We start from the raw sequence: 16966 nt of genomic DNA on the forward strand, positions 1-16966 counted from the left end.
GAATATAGGTGGTGGCTGCTTGTTTTTTTGTAAAAAGAAAGCTAGACGTGTTGCAAAAAGGTCTCGATCAAGTCGGCTTCGTTGTTTGACAATGCCCGTTCGGCTTGATGGGCAATAAAATAGGTGAGGGACAAGAGTTCCTCTGGCATCGGATAAAGATTAAAAGGGGTCGCAGTCGCTGCTTGCAGCACGCTTTCGGGTACGATCGCAATCCCAAGATTGTTTTCTGCTAATGCTGCTGCTGTATAAATATTGCTGCTTTCTATGAGAACGGTCGCCTCTACTTTGTATTTTTGCAGCAATTGATCGATTTGGCGCCGAATCGCCGAGCCACTGGCAGTCAAAATCAACGGACTTTGCAGCAAGTCTTTGACTGCCAATGAATCAGGTGCTAAATACCGCTTCTCTGGTTGATACAGGGGAGAACAAGGCGGAATGATCGCTAGATACCGTTCTTGATTGGTACTGTGGACTGTTAGATTCGGTGCGATCGTCTCAGGATTTTGTCCGATAAAAAAGTCCAGCTGCCCATTCAACAGTCGTTTTTCATTGTGCTTCGGCAGGTCTTCCCGTAAGAAAAAGTGTACGTTGGGATAGTGTTCATAATATGCAGGCAAAAAGAGTGGCAGCAGATAGGAACCAAGGCTGGGCAAGATGCCTAAGCGCAAAGAACGCTTCTCGGTCGCGGTATACCAAGACAGCCGACTTTTCAATTTGGCAGACTCTGTTTCCAAGGTTTCCAGATATTGATAATAGATTTTACCAGCTTCCGTCAGTTGAAAATGACCCGGCTGCCGATTGATGATGGGGGTCCCTAGCTCTTGTTCGGCACGTTTCACGGTTTGTGTCAAGTAAGGCTGTGAGATGTAGAGGTCTTTGGCGGCTTTGGTATAGTTGCTATGCTTTAACAAGGTATCGAGGTATTGCAGCATCAGATGGGAATCTTTAAGTGCCATTGCGTGGTCCTCCTAGTCATTTTTCTCATTATAACAAATTTGTTATCGATAGATAGTTAAATAAATATTTCACAAATAAAGAAATCAGTCGTACACTAAATGGGTACTTGGGGAAGATTTTTTTGTTTAGGAAGAAGCCTTTCATCTCAGTAGGTCTTAAAAACCAACTTGAGAAACGATTGAAAAAAGAAATCAAAGCCAATGGTCAAAAACTTTTTATTTATTGTTAAATGTTAAATTATTCACAATTAGGAGAGATGATAATGAAATTGATTGGAATCGTAGGAACCAACTCGACGCGTTCGACCAACCGTCGCTTACTGCAATTTATTCAAAGCCATTTTAGTGACCAAGCGGAGATCGAACTTTGCGAAATCAGTGATCTGCCGGCATTTAATGAACCAGAAGATCGGACGGCACCAGCGGCAGTCCAAGCCTTGTCAGAGAAGATCGAAGCAGCCGATGGGGTGATCATCAGTACACCAGAATACGATCACTCGATCCCAGCGGTGCTAAAAAGCATGATTGAATGGCTTTCTTATACGACGCGGCCTTTGATTGATAAACCAGTGATGATCACAGGTGCTTCTCTTGGTGCATTAGGTTCATCGAGAGCCCAAGCCCACTTGCGTCAGATCTTAGATGCACCAGAAGTAAAAGCCCGAATCATGCCGAGTGCGGAATTTTTATTAGGGCACTCCATGCAAGCCTTCGATGAACAAGGAAACTTGATCGATAGCGAAAAAGTTGCCGAACTAGAAGATTGTTTCAATGAATTTGTCTTGTTTGTCGAAATCACGAACCGTCTGGTCAGTGAATATTCAACGGCTAAAGAACGAGCAAAGAAATTTTCGTGGGAACAAGCATAAGAAAGAGAGGAACCAGTCATGAAATTTGTCGGCCTAATCGGAACGAACGCCAAAAAATCCACCAATCGCCAATTAGTGGCGTTTATGCAGCGAGAATTTGCTGCTCTAGCAGAAATTGAACTACTGGAAATCAAGGATGTCCCAATGTTCAATGAAACACAAGATCAAACCAATAGTGAAGTGATCCAACGGTTAAATAGCAAGATTTTAGCAGCCGATGGGGTGATCATTGCGACACCAGAGCATAACCATTCGATTCCTTCCGCATTGAAAAGCGTCTTGGAATGGCTCTCCTTCAATCTCCATCCCTTTGATGGCAAACCGGTAATGATCGTCGGTGCATCCTACGATGTACAAGGCTCTTCGCGAGCACAGCTTCATTTGCGCCAAATCCTTGATGCACCGGGTGTCAATGCGACAGTCATGCCAGGAAATGAGTTCTTGCTGGGACGTGCCCATCAAGCCTTTGATGAACAAGGCAATTTAAAAGATCAACGAACGGTCGATTTTTTGGAAAGCTGTTTCCGCAAGTTCGTTCGGTTTACGGAAGTCGCTAATTTGTTGAACGTACCAGAAGAAGTCGTTTATGAGCCTGGCGAATACACCGTCACAGCACCAGGACATAACGGGGATCTACCAATGGTCGTCAAATTGAGCGAAGAACGGATCGAAGCTATCGATATCGATACTTCTGGTGAATCCGAAGGGATCGCTGATGTCGTTTTCGTACGGATTCCTCAAGAGATCATTGAAGGGCAAACCTTAAATGTCGATGCGATCTCTGGTGCTTCGGTTACTAGTAACGGTGTCGTTGATGGCGTAGCAAAAGCCGTGAAAATGGCTGGTGCGAACCCAGATGTCTTGCGCAAACGGCCAAAAGCCGCCAGTGCTTTGCAAACAGAAGATGAAACGTATACCACCGATGTCGTTGTCGTAGGTGGTGGCGGCGCGGGTCTGAGTGCAGCTGCCAGTGTGCTGCAAGCCAATAAAGATGTGATCTTAGTAGAAAAATTCCCAGCGATCGGTGGCAATACTGTACGTACTGGCGGACCGATGAATGCCGCGGATCCAAAATGGCAAAACGGCTTTTCCGCATTGCCTGGCGAACGCAGTGCTTTAGAAGAAGTGCTGACGATCGATGAGCAAGAGATCGATGCAGAATACTTACCAGACTTCAAAGCTTTGAAGGCACAAATCACTGCGTATCTTTCAGAAACGACGCCAGAAAAAGAATACTTGTTTGATTCTGCTTTGTGGCATCGAATTCAAACCTATTTAGGCGGAAAACGCAAAGATTTGAATGGTCAACCGATCTATGGGAAATACGAGCTAGTGAAGATCTTGACGGATCAAGCATTGGACTCAGTGAAATGGCTAGAAGAAATCGGCGTAGAATTTGATATGAACAATGTCGATATGCCAGTAGGAGCGAAATGGCGCCGAGGACATAAACCAGTCAAAAACGAAGGGTATGCCTTTGTCTCTGCTTTGCATCAATTCGTGAAAGAACATGGGGGAACGATCTTAACCGATACGCCTGTCAAAGAATTATTGATCGAAGATGGCAAGGTTACTGGAATCATCGGGGAAGGCCGTAACGGTCAAAAAGTCACGATCCATGCCAAAGCAGTGATTTTAGCTTCTGGTGGGTTCGGAGCGAATACGAAAATGTTGAAACAATACAATACGTATTGGACAGAGATCGAAGACGATATCAAAACGTCAAATTCACCAGCGATCACTGGTGACGGGATCAAACTAGGGGAAAGTGCTGGCGCGGACCTTGTTGGCATGGGCTTTTCGCAAATGATGCCCGTATCTGATCCAAACACAGGGGCTTTGTTCAGTGGCCTGCAAGTGCCACCTGCTAACTTTGTGATGGTCAATCAAAAGGGTGAACGCTTTGTCAATGAATACGAAAGCCGCGATGTATTGACCCAAGCGGCGATCGATAATGGCGGATTGTTCTATTTGATCGCGGATGAAGAGATCAAGAAAACCGCTTATAACACGAGCCAAGAAAAAATCGATAAGCAAGTAGCTGCTGGTACGCTGTTCCGCAGTGAGACCTTGGCTGGCCTGGCAGAGCAGATCAATGTTGATCCAGCCGTCTTAGAGACGACCGTTGCGAAATACAACAGCTATGTGGATGCTGGGAAGGATCCAGAGTTTGGCAAGGATGTCTTCGACTTGAAAGTGGAAAAAGCACCTTTCTATGCCACACCAAGAAAACCAGCGGTTCACCACACGATGGGGGGATTGAAGATCGATCCGCAAACCCATGTGTTGACGAAGGAAGATCAAATCATTGAAGGGCTGTATGCAGCAGGGGAAGTTGCTGGGGGGATCCATGCTGGCAATCGCTTAGGCGGCAACTCGTTGACAGACATCTTTACTTTTGGCCGAATTGCTGGAAAAACAGCAGTCGCAGAACATCTCGAATAAAAAGCCTTGCGCGTTGTGTCTCGACACGCGCGCTAGCTTTTGAAAAAACATGTGAATAAAGTAACATGCTTAAAGCAAAGGAGAGAAAAAATGGAAACAAAAATCAATCGCTGGCTGATTCTGATCGCTTCGACCGCGGTATTGCTGTGTACGGGCGCTGTTTACGCCTTTAGTGTTTTTGCAGGACCTCTTAGTCAATTAAAAGGCTGGTCCATGGAAGAGATCATGTTAGCCTTTACCATCAATGCCGCAGTTGGCCCGATTACCATGATTTTGGGTGGTTTGCTGACAGACCGCGGAGCCGCTAGATGGGTCATCGCTGGTGGAGGCGTGTTGTTCGGAGCGGGCTTCTTCCTGACGGGATTGGTCAACTCACCCGCCATGTTGTACCTGACTTATGGAGTCTTTGCTGGTTTAGGGCAAGGCTTTGCCTATTCGGCTTGTTTAAGCAATACGATTCGGCTATTCCCGGATAAACGGGGACTGGCGTCGGGCTTGATCACAGCAGGTATGGGTGGGGCAGCGATTATTGCCGCACCGATTGCAAATCGTTTGATCGAATCACAAGATGTACTAGCAGCGTTTCGGATTTTAGGGATCGCCTATATCGTGATCGTCTTAGTGGCTAGTCTGTTTATTCGCAAGGCACCAGAAGATTATCGCCCAGCAGGTTGGCAACCAGCTGCGCAAGGGAAAAATGGCCCACAAATCAATCTGAATTGGTTGGACATGCTAAAGACCCCAACCTTCTACTTGATTATCGTTATGTTAGGTGCAGGGGCTTTCTCAGGTTTGATGATTGCTTCTAACGCATCAGTGATCGGGCAAAGTATGTTCGGTTTGACGGCAGCCGCCGCTGCTTTTTATGTCAGCTTGTACTCATTGAGCAACTGTTTTGGTCGTGTCCTTTGGGGCACCGTTTCTGATAAAATTGGTCGGACGAATACGTTGATGATCATCTATGGCGTGGTGGCATTGTCCTTATTCCTATTGACACTTGGTCAGACAACCGTGATCTTCACTGTCGGGATCATCGGTTTAGGACTGTGCTTCGGGGGCGTGATGGGGGTTTTCCCATCGATCGTTATGGAAAATTACGGACCGATCAATCAAGGAGTCAACTATGGAATCGTCTTTATTGGTTATTCTACGGCGGCATTCTTTGGGCCTAGAGTGGCAGCAGCAATCGCTGAAAGTAACCAAGGAGATTATACAAAAGCCTTTTATACGGCAATTTTCTTGGCGGTTTTTGGGCTCGTTCTCAACATTGGCTATGCGATGCTGAAAAAAGCCAAAAAGCCCGCACCTGTTATTAAATAACAATTCAACCAAAGCAGTCTTTTTGATAAAGGCTGCTTTTTTGGTGCCAAAACCACTCTTTTTTCTTTTTTTAAAACAGAGGATTGACTGATGAAGCAAAAGAGAGAACTGTTTCATAGCAAGAAATTATCTCGTTGATTTCACTGTTTTTTCATCTTAACCCCCCATTTTTTAATAAATCGTGTTACAATAAAAAAAGGCTAATACGACGGAGGGATTAAATGACAATTCGTAAAGAACGACGCCGCTTAGAAAAGCGCTTGAAGCGCACACAATATACCCAAAAAAGTATTACGATGGCTACTACTTTAGTAGCGGGATCAACGTTTATCCCGACCTTAGGGCATGCGGCTGAAACGGCAACGACAGAAACTAGCAATGACCTCAAGGTCGTTGAACAAACAACAAACACGACACCAGAAACCGACAGCACACCGGTTGAGGAAACGACAGCATCGACGACAGCACCTGTTGTGACCGAAGAAACTTCGGAAACGACGGAGGAGTCAGGGACGGAAGTAGTCACTGAGGGATCAGAAACAGCGACGACAGAAAGCACAACAGTCGCTAGTGATGAAGTCTTAGAAGCAGATGAAGTACCATCAGCCCTTTCGGATTTGACCAGTCGGGCATTATTTTCACGGGCAACGATCGATCCGGCTGCCTTTATCAGTCAGATTTGCGGCTATGCAACGGAAGTAGCGGCAGCAAACGATCTGTATGCCTCTGTCATGATGGCACAAGCGATTTTGGAATCTGGCTGGGGCGCATCAACTTTGACGACCACGGCCAACAATATGTTTGGGATCAAAGGTAGCTATAATGGCCAATACGTGACAATGGATACGTATGAAGATGATGGTTCAGGCAATTATTATTTGATCAGCGCCAAGTTTCGGAAATACCCATCATTAAAAGAGTCTTTTGAAGACAATGCGTATGTGTTGCGCAACACGAGTTTTTCTAGCGGCAACTACTATTACAGCGGTGCGTGGAAAAGCAATACGACCTCTTACACGCAAGCGACCGCTTGGCTGCAAGGGCGGTATGCAACCGATACTTCTTATGCCAGCAAATTAAACAATTTGATCAGTACGTATAATTTAACGCAATATGACACTGGCAGCTCAAATGCAGGCGGCGGCAATAGCAATGAAACGATCGTCAGTGATGAAACAGCGATCAATCAGCAAATGAAAACCACGTCATCCATGAATATTCGTTCGGATGCCTCCACCAGTGCCTCTATTACTGGTTCGTTAGCAGCCAATACGACGTTTACGGCAACGGCGACCAAAACGGGCACCAGCGTCAACGGCAACACCACGTGGTATAAAATTTCTGGCAAAGGCTGGGTCAGCGGTGCATATTTGACGAAGGTTTCGACCGATTCTTCAAATAACAATAGCGGATCAGGCAACACCGGTTCTGACAATAGCAATTCTGGCACGACGATCAACAAAAAAATGAAGACGACGGAAGCGATGAATATTCGTTCCAGCGCTTCTACTAGCGGATCAGTGGTAGGATCACTTAGCAAAGGCACGACCTTTACAGCCACTTCTATGAAAACCGGCACATCAGTCAACGGCAACAAAAATTGGTACTATGTCTCTAGCAAAGGTTGGGTCAGCGGTGCCTACCTTACTGAAGTGACCAACAATAATGCTTCTGAAGCAGAAAAAGAAGACAACAGTTCAAGCATCAATCAAAAAATGAAGACGACGGCCGCATTGAATGTCCGCTCGGATGCTTCTACCAGCAGCCGTGTCGTGACGACGCTTGGTCAAGGGGTGACCGTTACCGTGACAGCGAAAAAGAACGGCACTTCAGTGGAAGGCAATAAAACGTGGTACTACGTTTCTGGCAAAGGTTGGGTCAGTGGTGCCTACTTGACAACAACCAGCAGCTCTTCCAATAACAGCGGTTCAACGACGACAAATCAGAAAATGAAAACCACCGATATTTTAAATGTTCGTTCCGATGCTTCTACCAGCAGCAGTATTACTGGTTCTTTAAGTAAAGGGGCAACCGTCACGGTTACCGCAACAAAAACCGGGACGACCGTCAATGGCACGAACAAATGGTATTATGTTTCTGGCAAAGGCTGGGTCAGCGGTGCCTACTTGACAGCTGCTAGCAGTGGGTCTTCTAATACGAATACCAGCAGCAGTTCAACGAAGACGCACACGGTGAAATCAGGTGACAGCCTATGGTCACTGGCACAAAAATACAACACCAGCATCAGCCAAATCGCATCATGGAACAAGATCAACAGCAGCTATACGATCTATGTCGGGCAAAAGTTGATCGTTTCCAAATAATAAGCAAAAGCAACCGCGTGTATGCCATTGGCTCACGCGGTTTTTTATGCTGGATCAAGCGTTCACTAAGCTGCTAGCGGTTTATCAAGAAACTACTTGTTTTTCGTAAGCGCAATCAAACTATTTGGTCAATCAGGGAACCCTGCGTTAGAATGAAAGAAGCAATAGAAATTGCTAGTTTTAAAAGAATTGCTTCAGAACCAGAACAATCGAAGCGTACACAAAATAAGGAGGATTTCACATGCACAACAGAAACCTAACGATTATTGGCAGTTACGACACTCGAACAGAAGTATTACCGGTTATTGAGCAATTGACAAACGAAGGCTATGGCAAAGACGATATCGTGCTGTATGCGAATCAAACAGTCATCGATCAATTTGGGTTAGAATCCATCGATGATGTGGAAGTGGAGCATGCTGCTAGTGAAGACGAAGATCGTTCGCTTTGGGAAAAAATCAAAGATGCGTTTTCTTTTGGCGATTCAGATCACAGAGACGATGAACATGATCCATTATACGGCTACCGAGATGACATCGAACGAGACAAACTCGTTGTCGGCGTCTACGATTATCAGCCGATGGACAAAATAACGGATCGTGATGCAGATACTGAGCCAATCATCGATCAACCGTTACCAGGTGAAACAGCGATGCCCGATGAGTCCGTTCATCCAACACCGCGCATGGGAGACAGTGATATTGAAGCACCGATCCATGACCCGAATCATCTGCGAAACTTATAAGTAAAAGAATTTCTTAAGTAAAGGAACCATTAAAGCCAGAGGAACGAGCATCCGTCGCACCTGCCAACCCTTAGTGAAGGGATGGGCCCGCAGGTGATCGACCGTCGCCCTCGGGCTTTTTTTGTTGCGCAACGGGCATTCATGTCTTTGTCATCTTTGAAAATAAAACTTAATTTGTTGACGATTGCTTTTTTTTGTATAATATAAGAATGAGATAGATCATTGACGGAAGGTCCAACCATATTTTTGGGAAAGGATGGGGAGTGCGATGAAATTCAAGTTCAATATGCAGTCGGCATTAGTCAGTTGTTTTGTTGCGGTTTTTTTGAGTGTGGCGATCAATCAAGATGCCAATGCCTTTGTTGCCGCGCCCTTTGTTCGAGATTCTTCCAGTAGTTCCTCCGAGCCACCTTACCAGACCGCAAGCAGCAGTATCGAAGAAACCTCTGATTCCAGTCAGATTTTTTATGAAGCCAGTGTTAGTTCGTATACACCGTCTTCAACGACTAGTCGCTCGATCGAAGCGTCGACAAATGAAGGCACGTCTGTTTCTGTAAGCGAAGTAGAGACAGAGCCTAGCGTCAGTACTTCTGCAAGTAGCGAAAGCAGTTCGAGTACCGCGCCGAGTGGCGGCTCAACGACCACCAGCGATACCTCCAGCAGTAGCGCTAGCAGCAGTTCTTCAAGCTCTTCGTCTACGAGTTCGACCAGTACTACAACAAGCAGCTCCAGCAGTGAAACGACTGAACCGTCTTCGGAAACCTCCAATAGCGATGACGAAGCTGCGGAAGATACGAGTGAAAACGTTGATCTAACAGTCGAAGGGGTCAACTGATTCCAGTTTATAAGGAAAACCAGTCCAATCCAAAGGCACCATTTCAGCTAGGCTTTATGCCTAGCTTTTTTATTTGCTTGCGTGAAGGAGTCACGCCCGGCCATTGCCATAAACAGGCTTTTTCGTGGCTGTGTTGCCGTAAAGTCGCAGAAAGCAGCTATCCCTTTTGACTAGTGAAAAAAGCGACTACCCTCAGTCCTGCGTGTTTATTTCCTTCCTTCCTAAAAAAAGCTGCACTTGCAAGCATATCGTAAAGTGATTTTGAACAGTTTCGCTATAATAAGTGCGAGGAGGGGTGTTATGGGAAAGTATTTTAAGCACTTCGAAAAAATGATTAGTGTGATTGTTGATATTATGTTAGGACTGTTGGTTCTGTTGGTTTTGGTGGTGATGGCGGAAGCGATCTACAAAATCGTTGTCCATGTGATCCCGCTGCATGAAGTCAGTGATCTTTCCTTATTGATCGAAGAGATCGCGACATTGTTTATTTTACTGGAAATTATTTTGATGTTATTGCGTTACGTAAAAGAAGGTCACCATATTCCGGTGCGTTACTTGATTTTGATCAGTATTACAGCAATTTTAAGAGAGCTGCTTTTGGCACAAGGAAAAGGGTTAGAAACGCTCTTTTTGGCCTTAGCGATCTTGGTCTTGATCATTGTGCTGCAGGCGTTGGAAAAACTCAAAGCCTTTCATAGTTCTAAAGGACTGTAAAAAAAATCATCCGATTGGTTGACGAATGACTCGTCAAGGGATCGGATGATTTTTTAATTCTTCAAAAAGCACTCGGCTTTCTTGCTGCAGCCGCTTGCCGATATCTGTTTGCCCTACCGTTGTTCTTTCCGTTTGCCGCACGACGATTTTTTTCTGAGTGACGATGTCACGTCGCTGCTGGATGGCTTGCTGGCGATCTGTAAAGGGTTGATGGGCTGCTAAGGTCATGCCGAAGGAATTTGACAACAGCGTGTAACCGGCAATGCCTGTGACGGATTGGTAGGAGCGAGAGAGTCCGCCATCGATCACCAATAAACGACCATTTGCCTTGATGGGCGTCTCGCCTTTACGGACTTTGACAGGGGTGTGGCCATTGATGATGTGGCCTGTCGGCGGCAGACCGAAGGCAGCTAGGACACGGCAGCAGAAGTCTTCGTTTTCCCTTAAAGAATAATAGGCATTTTTTTGTTCCGTATGGGTGTTGCGATCTGCTATAAAGTAGCGCTCAAAGGTTTTCATGGCTTTTTTGCCGAAGAGGGAAGAGCCTTCGCCGCACCAAAGATACCAGATCATATCGGTGGCAAGGTCTGTTTGTTTTTCTGGTTGGGCAAAGCTTTCCTGCAAACATTGCTGAAAAAAGTCCATCAACGCTTTGCCTGCTAAGGGCTGCTGCTGGAAAGTAAAGGCCAGGAAATCGCCGTTTTCCTGACAAGGCAGGCAGCCGTGATACAGCAGGTTGTCGTTGAAGCGCTGGTACAAGGTGCCATGCTCAACTAAAAAGCGCATATGCGCAGCTAAACGGGGCGAGCGTTGAAATTGGCTCAGCAAATCTTGCAGTACCTCATGTTCTTCTGCTGTCAAACGGTAAGGATCATCGGGATCTACTAGTTGAAAACAGCCGTTGATCAAAGGATAGGTCTGGTCTAGCTGGATTTGTTGCCGATCTTGAGACAAGCGATGCAACAAGCAGCGCTCTGCCATCGCAAATGCTGGTCGCCGCTGGATCACGGCTGCTTCGACTTTGAATTGGATGATGGCAAACGCCTGTTGCAAAAGCATGGCTGCTTTTTTTTGCTGGCTTGATAAAGGGTCCACTGTTTTTTGCGGATAAAAGCCTTCATTTTCTGTGTAATATTTTTGGCTAAAAGCCAGTGCTTTTGATAGATCGATGCCATAATCATCTTGTAATAATGCCAGATTGCCGTAGCGAGCAGCGATGCGGATCGTATTGGCCAAACAGGGCAGCGAGCCGCAAAAGCTGCCGATCCACAAAATATCATGGTTGCCTAGCTGAATATCCAGTGAGGGCAAAGTCATCAAGCGATCGACGATTTTGTCTGGCGCTGGTCCGCGATCATAAATATCGCCTAAGACGTGGAGATGATCCACTACGAAGCGCTGAATCAAGTACGCCAGTTCTTGGCAAAAAAGCGGGGCTGCCTCTAATTCAATGATCTTATCAAAAATCGCCCGATAGTAAGCTTCTTTATTGAAGTCAGCATCATATTGGTACAACAGTTCTTCTAAGATATAAGCAAAAGAAGACGGCAGTGCTTTGCGTACCTTGGAGCGTGTGTATTTACTGGAAGTAAAGCGGGCAACTTTCACTAGCTGTGCCATCTTTAAGCGCCAATCGGCAGGGGTCCATGCCTGTTCTTGTAATAGCTCCTCTGGATAATAAATGACAAAACAAAGTTCGGTCTGTTCTTCTTTCGTCAAGACGCCAGTAAACAAAATCTCGACTTTTTCTCGGATACTGCCAGAACCATTCCGCAAAATATGGTCAAAGGCATCGTATTCACCATGCAGATCGCTGACAAAGTGCTCGGTGGCTTTCGGCAGCTGCTGGATGGCTTCCAAGTTGATGATCTCGGTCAGGTTTGCCAAGGCGTCTTTATTGAACATGGGCCTGTTCTTTGGCTTGTTCTTCAATCAGCATCGCGCTTTCTTCAATGGAACGTTTGCTGACATCGATCACCGGAATGTTCAGCTTTTTGAACCATTCATTCGCGTAAGCTAATTCTGCTTCGATTCGTTCACAATTGGTGTAATGGGTCTCTTCTTTTAAGCCCAATGAATGCATTCGGGATCGCCGAATCTCGGTCAGAGATTCTGGATTCGTGGTCAAACCGACCATTTTTCGCGGGTCGACTTGGTGCACTTCGGCTGGCAAAGCAACTTCAGGAATCAAAGGCAGATTTGCCACTTTGTAGCCGCGGTTTGCCATGTATAAACTCAATGGTGTCTTCGAGGTTCGCGAAACCCCTAAGAGGACAAAGTCAGCATCGAGAAATCCCCGTGGGTCTTTGCCGTCGTCGTATTTTACGGCAAATTCCATCGCTGCCACCCGGCTGAAATATGCTTGGTTCAAGCGATGCAAGGCACCAGGCTCTTGGACGGCCTCTACACCGAATGTTTTTTCCAGCATCGTGGTCAAGGGCGACATAAAGTCGACATATTGCAAACCAGTCCGCTTGGCAAAGGCATCAACAAAGGCGACTAATTCTTTATTGACTAAGGTGGTAACGACGATCGATTTGTCTAGCAAGGCATCTTTGAGGATCTCGCCTAAGCTCTCTTCATCATTAGTAAAGGGAAAGAGCTGGATGTCTGAAAGGTCGATCGTGGGAAACTGCGCGGAAACGGCTGCGATCAGCTTTTGTGCCGTTTCGCCTACGGAATCTGAAATCAAATATATTCGAACGTTCTTCATTGTTTTTGCCCCCTAAAAGTGTGTGTTGTCACTGTCATTGCCTGCTTGAATAAAGTAATTCATCAGCCGTGTCTTCGTGATTTTGCCGATGACTTTTTTTGGTTCCTGCGGATCGACCACAGGCAAGGTATCGACTTCATGTCGCCCTAACAACGTACCAGCCGTCAAAATTGTTTCTTCGGCTGTGATGGTCACGATGTTTGGCATGCGAGTCATGATCATCGCTACAGGTGTTTTTTCTGGTGCGGCATTGCTGATCGCAAAGCGCAGTAGGTCTTTGCGGGAGAGGACCCCAATCAGCTCGTCTTGGTCATTTTTGACATAGAGGGAACCGACATCGTACATAAACAAAGTCGTGACCGCTTCATAAACGGAGACCGTTTGTGAGATCAGCAACGGTGGGATCATGATTTCTGCAACTTTGGTATGATAGAGTTTTTCGAAAAGCAAAGGCTCAACGGTTTGTCCTGTATAGAAATAGCCGACTTTCGGTCGGGCGTCTAATAAACCGGTCATGGTCAAAATCGATAAGTCATTCCGCAAGGTTGCGCGGCTCAAGCCCAACTGCTTCGCAATGGTCTCCCCACTGATCGGCTGATGCTCTTTGACGATCTCAATGATTTTCATTTGTCTTTGGCTTAATTCCAATGTGTCACCTTCTTTCTTTTATGTGCTATGCTATTGATTATATGATTTTCCGAATAAAAAGGCAATCCTTCTCTTTTAAAAAGGATAAATCCCTTAAAAGTTTTCTTTTTTCAGCTTGACGATTAAATGTGTCATACTATATACTGCTAATTAATCGAAATAGTATATAACATTTAAAAGGAGGAACATGATGGAAAAAGCAGTCGTATGGTTTTCAGAAGGCACAAAAGAGCAAAAAGCACTATTAGGCGGGAAAGGGGCAAATCTTGCGGAGATGACCAATTTGGGTTTGCCTGTTCCCCAGGGATTTATCGTCCCTGCGACTATTTGCCTGACCTATTTAGAAGAACAGGTTCTTCCTGAGGCGATCATCAAGCAAGTCAAAGCTGCCATCGGAGAATTGGCAGTGCGCAGGAACAAAACATTTGGCGGACTGCAGTCGCCGTTGTTGGTTTCTGTCCGCAGTGGGGCTAAGTTTTCCATGCCAGGGATGATGGATACGATCTTAAACCTTGGGTTGAATGATGAAACCGTCCAAGGCTTGGCTCAGCAGACGGGGGACCCCGTTTTTGCTTATGATTGTTACCGCCGTTTGATCCAAATGTATGGGGATGTGGTGAAAGGTGTAGCAAAAGAGCACTTTGAAGCCTACTTGACAGATTATAAGAAACAGCAGAATTATGCGTCAGACCAAATGATGACCGGCAATGATTGGCAAATGATCTGCCGCGTGTTTCAAAGTATTTATATGGAACATACTCAAGAAGCGTTTCCGCAAGACCCGTTTCAGCAATTGTTGGCAGCCATCACGGCGGTTTTTCGCTCATGGAACAACCCACGGGCAAAGACCTACCGATCTCTCCATCGCATCCCTGACGATCTAGGGACTGCCGTAACGATTCAAGAAATGGTTTTTGGTAACAGCGGGATAAATAGCGGGACGGGTGTCGCCTTCACCCGCAATCCAGCAACCGGGGAACCGGGACTTTTCGGCGAATTTTTAGTGTGTGCCCAAGGGGAAGATGTGGTTGCAGGGATTCGTACACCGCAACCGATCCAAGCGTTGGCACAGCAGCATCCCATGATCTATCAGGAATTAAAGCAACTGGCTGAGCGTTTGGAGGATCACTATCAAGACATGCAAGACATTGAGTTTACCATCGATGACGGCCAGCTGTTTGTCTTGCAAACGAGAAACGGCAAACGAACCGCCGCTGCCGCAGCGCAAATCGCAACGGATATGGTCGCAGAAGGTCGGATCACTATCAGGCAAGCACTAGATCGCATCACACCAGAAATGATCGATCAATTGCTGCACCCGTTATTTGCCCCCGAAGCCTTACAGCAAGCCAAAGCCTTTGCGCAGGGCTTGCCGGATAGTCCAGGAGCAGCTTCAGGACATGTCTATTTCACTGCAGAGGCGGCGGAAAAAGCCAGCCGCGCAGGAGAAAAAGTCCTGTTGCTGCGGCAGGAAACCTCACCTGAAGATATTGAAGGCATGGTGGTGAGTGAAGCGATCATTACCGCTCGTGGGGGGATGACTTCGCATGCAGCGGTGGTCGCCCGTGGTCTGGGGGTCTGCTGTGTGGTAGGGTGCGAGGCATTAAGTGTCGATGTATTTTTGAAGCAGGCTCGCTGCGGCGAGCTGCTGATTGAAGAAGGTGACGTGCTTTCGGTAGACGGCAGCACTGGCAAACTGTATCAAGGGCAGCTGCCTATGACCAGTGTCCAGGAGCGGGTCTTGCTGGATCAGCTTTTGACGTGGGCACAAGCCCAGGCAGATCTAAAGGTTTACGCAAATGCGGAAACAAAAAATGACATTGAGGCTGCGCTGGCCTTTGGGGCAGCGGGCATCGGTCTGGCACGGACGGAGCATATGTTTTTTGGGGAAGAGCGTTTGTGGAAAATGCGGGAAGTCATTTTGGCAGAAACGAAGGCGGAACGATTGAAGGCGTTGGCTGAGATCAAGGCTTATCAAAAAGCCGATTTCCAAGAAATGCTGCAGGCCGCGCAAGGAAAGAAGTGCACGATTCGTTTATTAGATCCACCACTTCATGAATTTTTGCCCCATGAGCATGAACGCCTTGAAATGGCTCGCCGTAGTCAAAAATCATTGGCAGTGATCGAGCGGCGAATTGACGAGCTGCAAGAGGTCAATCCCATGATGGGGCATCGCGGCAGCCGTTTAGGACTGAGCTATCCAGAAATTTATGAAATGCAAACAGCGGCGATTTGTGAAGCGGCTGTGGAATTGCGGCAGCAAGGAGTCGAGGTAGAGGCGGCGATCTTATTGCCCCTGATCAGTTTGCCCGCAGAGCTGCAGGTGTTGAAAGCGACGTTGACGCAGGTGATCGCTCAAGCAGAAGCAACCCTGCAGCAACCATTGCACATCGAGATCGGCATGATGATCGAGACACCTAGAGCGTGCTTGATCGCTGGGGAGTGTGCTGAAGATGCTGCGTTCTTTAGTTTTGGTACCAATGACTTGACCCAAATGACGTTTGGCTTTTCGCGGGACGATGCAGGCAGCTTTATTCAAGCCTATTTGCAGTCGGGGATCTTACAAGAAGATCCTTACCAGCACTTAGATCAGGCGGGTGTTGGCACCTTGATGCGCCAAGCGATCACTGGCGTAAGAGATCGTCAGCCAGAGCACTCGATCGGTGTTTGTGGCGAAGTCGGTAGTGATCCCTATTCCATTGCATTTTTGCGAGAGATCGGCATCGACTATGTTTCTTGCTCCCCATACCGAATCCCTGCTGCCTGGTTAGCGATCGCCCAATCCGCCCCCATCATCGAAGAGGCGTCAGTGGGCTCCCGCTAAAATAGGAGAAAAAAATACACCGCAGTCCACCAGCAAGGCTCGCCTGCTTGGTGGATTACGGTGTGTTCGTGCAGCGTCGTTCTTACAGGGGCTGATCCGTTTTTTGAATCGCGGGTTTGCGTCCTTTTAAATACCAAGTGATCCCAATGACATGGGCGAGGTAGATGGCAGCGAGGACGAAACGTACCAGCAGATTAGGGATCAATAGTGCAGGAATTGCAAAGACTACCAGCATCATGGCAAACATCCGAACCATTGCCTTGGTGCTCAGCTGTTTTTGTACGAGTGGTTTTTCAATGTATTTTTGATAATTTTCTGATTGTACCAAGCGTTGATAATAGGTATCGGAACTCCGCAGCCAGAAATAAGCCGTCAGCAAGTAAAAGACCGTTGTGGGTAAGAAAGGTAAAAAGATTCCTAAAGTACCTAGACCGAATGTCAGTGATCCACAAAGAAAAAATAGTGTTTTTTTCAAAAGTAACCCTCCTTATTTGGGTGTTTCGTGTCTTACCCTCAGTATAACGGAGGAGGGGCAGCTTGAACATGCGTTTTGTGTTTTTCCCCGTTTTTTAG

General features: G+C 46.7%; 13 protein-coding genes. 8 read left to right on the top strand and 5 right to left on the bottom strand.

Translation table 11 applies throughout. The features are described 5' to 3' along the window. Positions 1-41: 41 nt before the first annotated feature. Positions 42-956, bottom strand: a complete 915-nt coding sequence (locus ACI3E5_RS00555) for a LysR family transcriptional regulator (protein ID WP_498820702.1) — start codon at positions 954-956, stop codon at positions 42-44. 263 nt (positions 957-1219) lie between these two features. Here ACI3E5_RS00555 and ACI3E5_RS00560 point away from each other — a divergent pair, with 263 nt between their 5' ends. The 7 genes from ACI3E5_RS00560 (at position 1220) to ACI3E5_RS00590 (ending at position 10208) form a co-directional block, all read left to right on the top strand. Next, positions 1220-1825: an NADPH-dependent FMN reductase gene (locus ACI3E5_RS00560; protein ID WP_005226550.1), complete on the top strand. Its 606-nt coding sequence runs from the start codon at positions 1220-1222 to the stop codon at positions 1823-1825. Between the two features lie 18 nt (positions 1826-1843). Beyond that, on the top strand, positions 1844-4270 hold the full coding sequence (locus ACI3E5_RS00565) for a flavocytochrome c (RefSeq protein WP_275853385.1): 2427 nt from the start codon (positions 1844-1846) through the stop codon (positions 4268-4270). 90 nt (positions 4271-4360) lie between these two features. Beyond that, a complete protein-coding gene (locus tag ACI3E5_RS00570; protein ID WP_005226552.1) occupies positions 4361-5590 on the top strand; it encodes an L-lactate MFS transporter in 1230 nt (409 codons plus the stop codon). Positions 5591-5811: 221 nt separating this feature from the next. Then, entirely contained in the window at positions 5812-7914 is a 2103-nt protein-coding gene (locus ACI3E5_RS00575; protein ID WP_431394979.1) for an SH3 domain-containing protein, read from the top strand. A gap of 241 nt (positions 7915-8155) precedes the next feature. Then, positions 8156-8659, top strand: coding sequence for a general stress protein (locus ACI3E5_RS00580; RefSeq protein ID WP_005226556.1), 504 nt, complete (start codon positions 8156-8158; stop codon positions 8657-8659). Positions 8660-8927: 268 nt separating this feature from the next. Continuing rightward, on the top strand, positions 8928-9494 hold the full coding sequence (locus tag ACI3E5_RS00585; RefSeq protein WP_015508723.1) for a hypothetical protein: 567 nt from the start codon (positions 8928-8930) through the stop codon (positions 9492-9494). A 300-nt stretch (positions 9495-9794) separates the two neighbouring features. After that, the gene (locus ACI3E5_RS00590) at positions 9795-10208 is read left to right on the top strand and encodes a phosphate-starvation-inducible PsiE family protein (RefSeq protein WP_010748527.1); all 414 of its coding nucleotides are present in this window, start codon (positions 9795-9797) and stop codon (positions 10206-10208) included. 33 nt (positions 10209-10241) lie between these two features. Here ACI3E5_RS00590 and ACI3E5_RS00595 read toward each other — a convergent pair whose 3' ends face one another. The 3 genes from ACI3E5_RS00595 to ccpN are packed head-to-tail and all read right to left on the bottom strand — an operon-like array spanning position 10242 to position 13569. Then, positions 10242-12113, bottom strand: coding sequence for a fructose-1,6-bisphosphatase (locus tag ACI3E5_RS00595; protein ID WP_156235304.1), 1872 nt, complete (start codon positions 12111-12113; stop codon positions 10242-10244). Next, positions 12103-12921, bottom strand: coding sequence for a pyruvate, water dikinase regulatory protein (locus ACI3E5_RS00600; protein WP_005226564.1), 819 nt, complete (start codon positions 12919-12921; stop codon positions 12103-12105). Before ACI3E5_RS00600 ends, ACI3E5_RS00595 begins: the two co-directional genes overlap by 11 nt. Positions 12922-12933: 12 nt before the next feature. Continuing rightward, positions 12934-13569 (bottom strand): transcriptional regulator CcpN, encoded by a 636-nt coding sequence (gene ccpN / locus ACI3E5_RS00605; RefSeq protein WP_060791660.1) that lies wholly within the window; start codon positions 13567-13569, stop codon positions 12934-12936. A gap of 190 nt (positions 13570-13759) precedes the next feature. On the opposite strand from ccpN, the gene ppdK reads away from it, so the two are divergent. After that, positions 13760-16393 (top strand): pyruvate, phosphate dikinase, encoded by a 2634-nt coding sequence (gene ppdK, locus ACI3E5_RS00610; RefSeq protein ID WP_498820703.1) that lies wholly within the window; start codon positions 13760-13762, stop codon positions 16391-16393. Between the two features lie 82 nt (positions 16394-16475). On the opposite strand, the gene ACI3E5_RS00615 is transcribed toward ppdK, so the two are convergent. After that, positions 16476-16868 (bottom strand): YbaN family protein, encoded by a 393-nt coding sequence (locus ACI3E5_RS00615; protein ID WP_005232815.1) that lies wholly within the window; start codon positions 16866-16868, stop codon positions 16476-16478. Positions 16869-16966 lie beyond the last annotated feature (98 nt).

It is taken from the genome of Candidatus Enterococcus avicola (assembly GCF_047470845.1).
Classification (GTDB): domain Bacteria; phylum Bacillota; class Bacilli; order Lactobacillales; family Enterococcaceae; genus Enterococcus_D; species Enterococcus_D casseliflavus.

Bases quoted from the DNA above. Each gene is read 5' to 3' on its own strand.
- ACI3E5_RS00555 (WP_498820702.1), bottom strand. From the start codon at position 956: ATGGCACTTAAAGATTCCCATCTGATGCTGCAATACCTCGATACCTTG.
- ACI3E5_RS00560 (WP_005226550.1), top strand. From the start codon at position 1,220: ATGAAATTGATTGGAATCGTAGGAACCAACTCGACGCGTTCGACCAAC.
- ACI3E5_RS00565 (WP_275853385.1), top strand. From the start codon at position 1,844: ATGAAATTTGTCGGCCTAATCGGAACGAACGCCAAAAAATCCACCAAT.
- ACI3E5_RS00570 (WP_005226552.1), top strand. From the start codon at position 4,361: ATGGAAACAAAAATCAATCGCTGGCTGATTCTGATCGCTTCGACCGCG.
- ACI3E5_RS00575 (WP_431394979.1), top strand. From the start codon at position 5,812: ATGACAATTCGTAAAGAACGACGCCGCTTAGAAAAGCGCTTGAAGCGC.
- ACI3E5_RS00580 (WP_005226556.1), top strand. From the start codon at position 8,156: ATGCACAACAGAAACCTAACGATTATTGGCAGTTACGACACTCGAACA.
- ACI3E5_RS00585 (WP_015508723.1), top strand. From the start codon at position 8,928: ATGAAATTCAAGTTCAATATGCAGTCGGCATTAGTCAGTTGTTTTGTT.
- ACI3E5_RS00590 (WP_010748527.1), top strand. From the start codon at position 9,795: ATGGGAAAGTATTTTAAGCACTTCGAAAAAATGATTAGTGTGATTGTT.
- ACI3E5_RS00595 (WP_156235304.1), bottom strand. From the start codon at position 12,113: ATGTTCAATAAAGACGCCTTGGCAAACCTGACCGAGATCATCAACTTG.
- ACI3E5_RS00600 (WP_005226564.1), bottom strand. From the start codon at position 12,921: ATGAAGAACGTTCGAATATATTTGATTTCAGATTCCGTAGGCGAAACG.
- ppdK (WP_498820703.1), top strand. From the start codon at position 13,760: ATGGAAAAAGCAGTCGTATGGTTTTCAGAAGGCACAAAAGAGCAAAAA.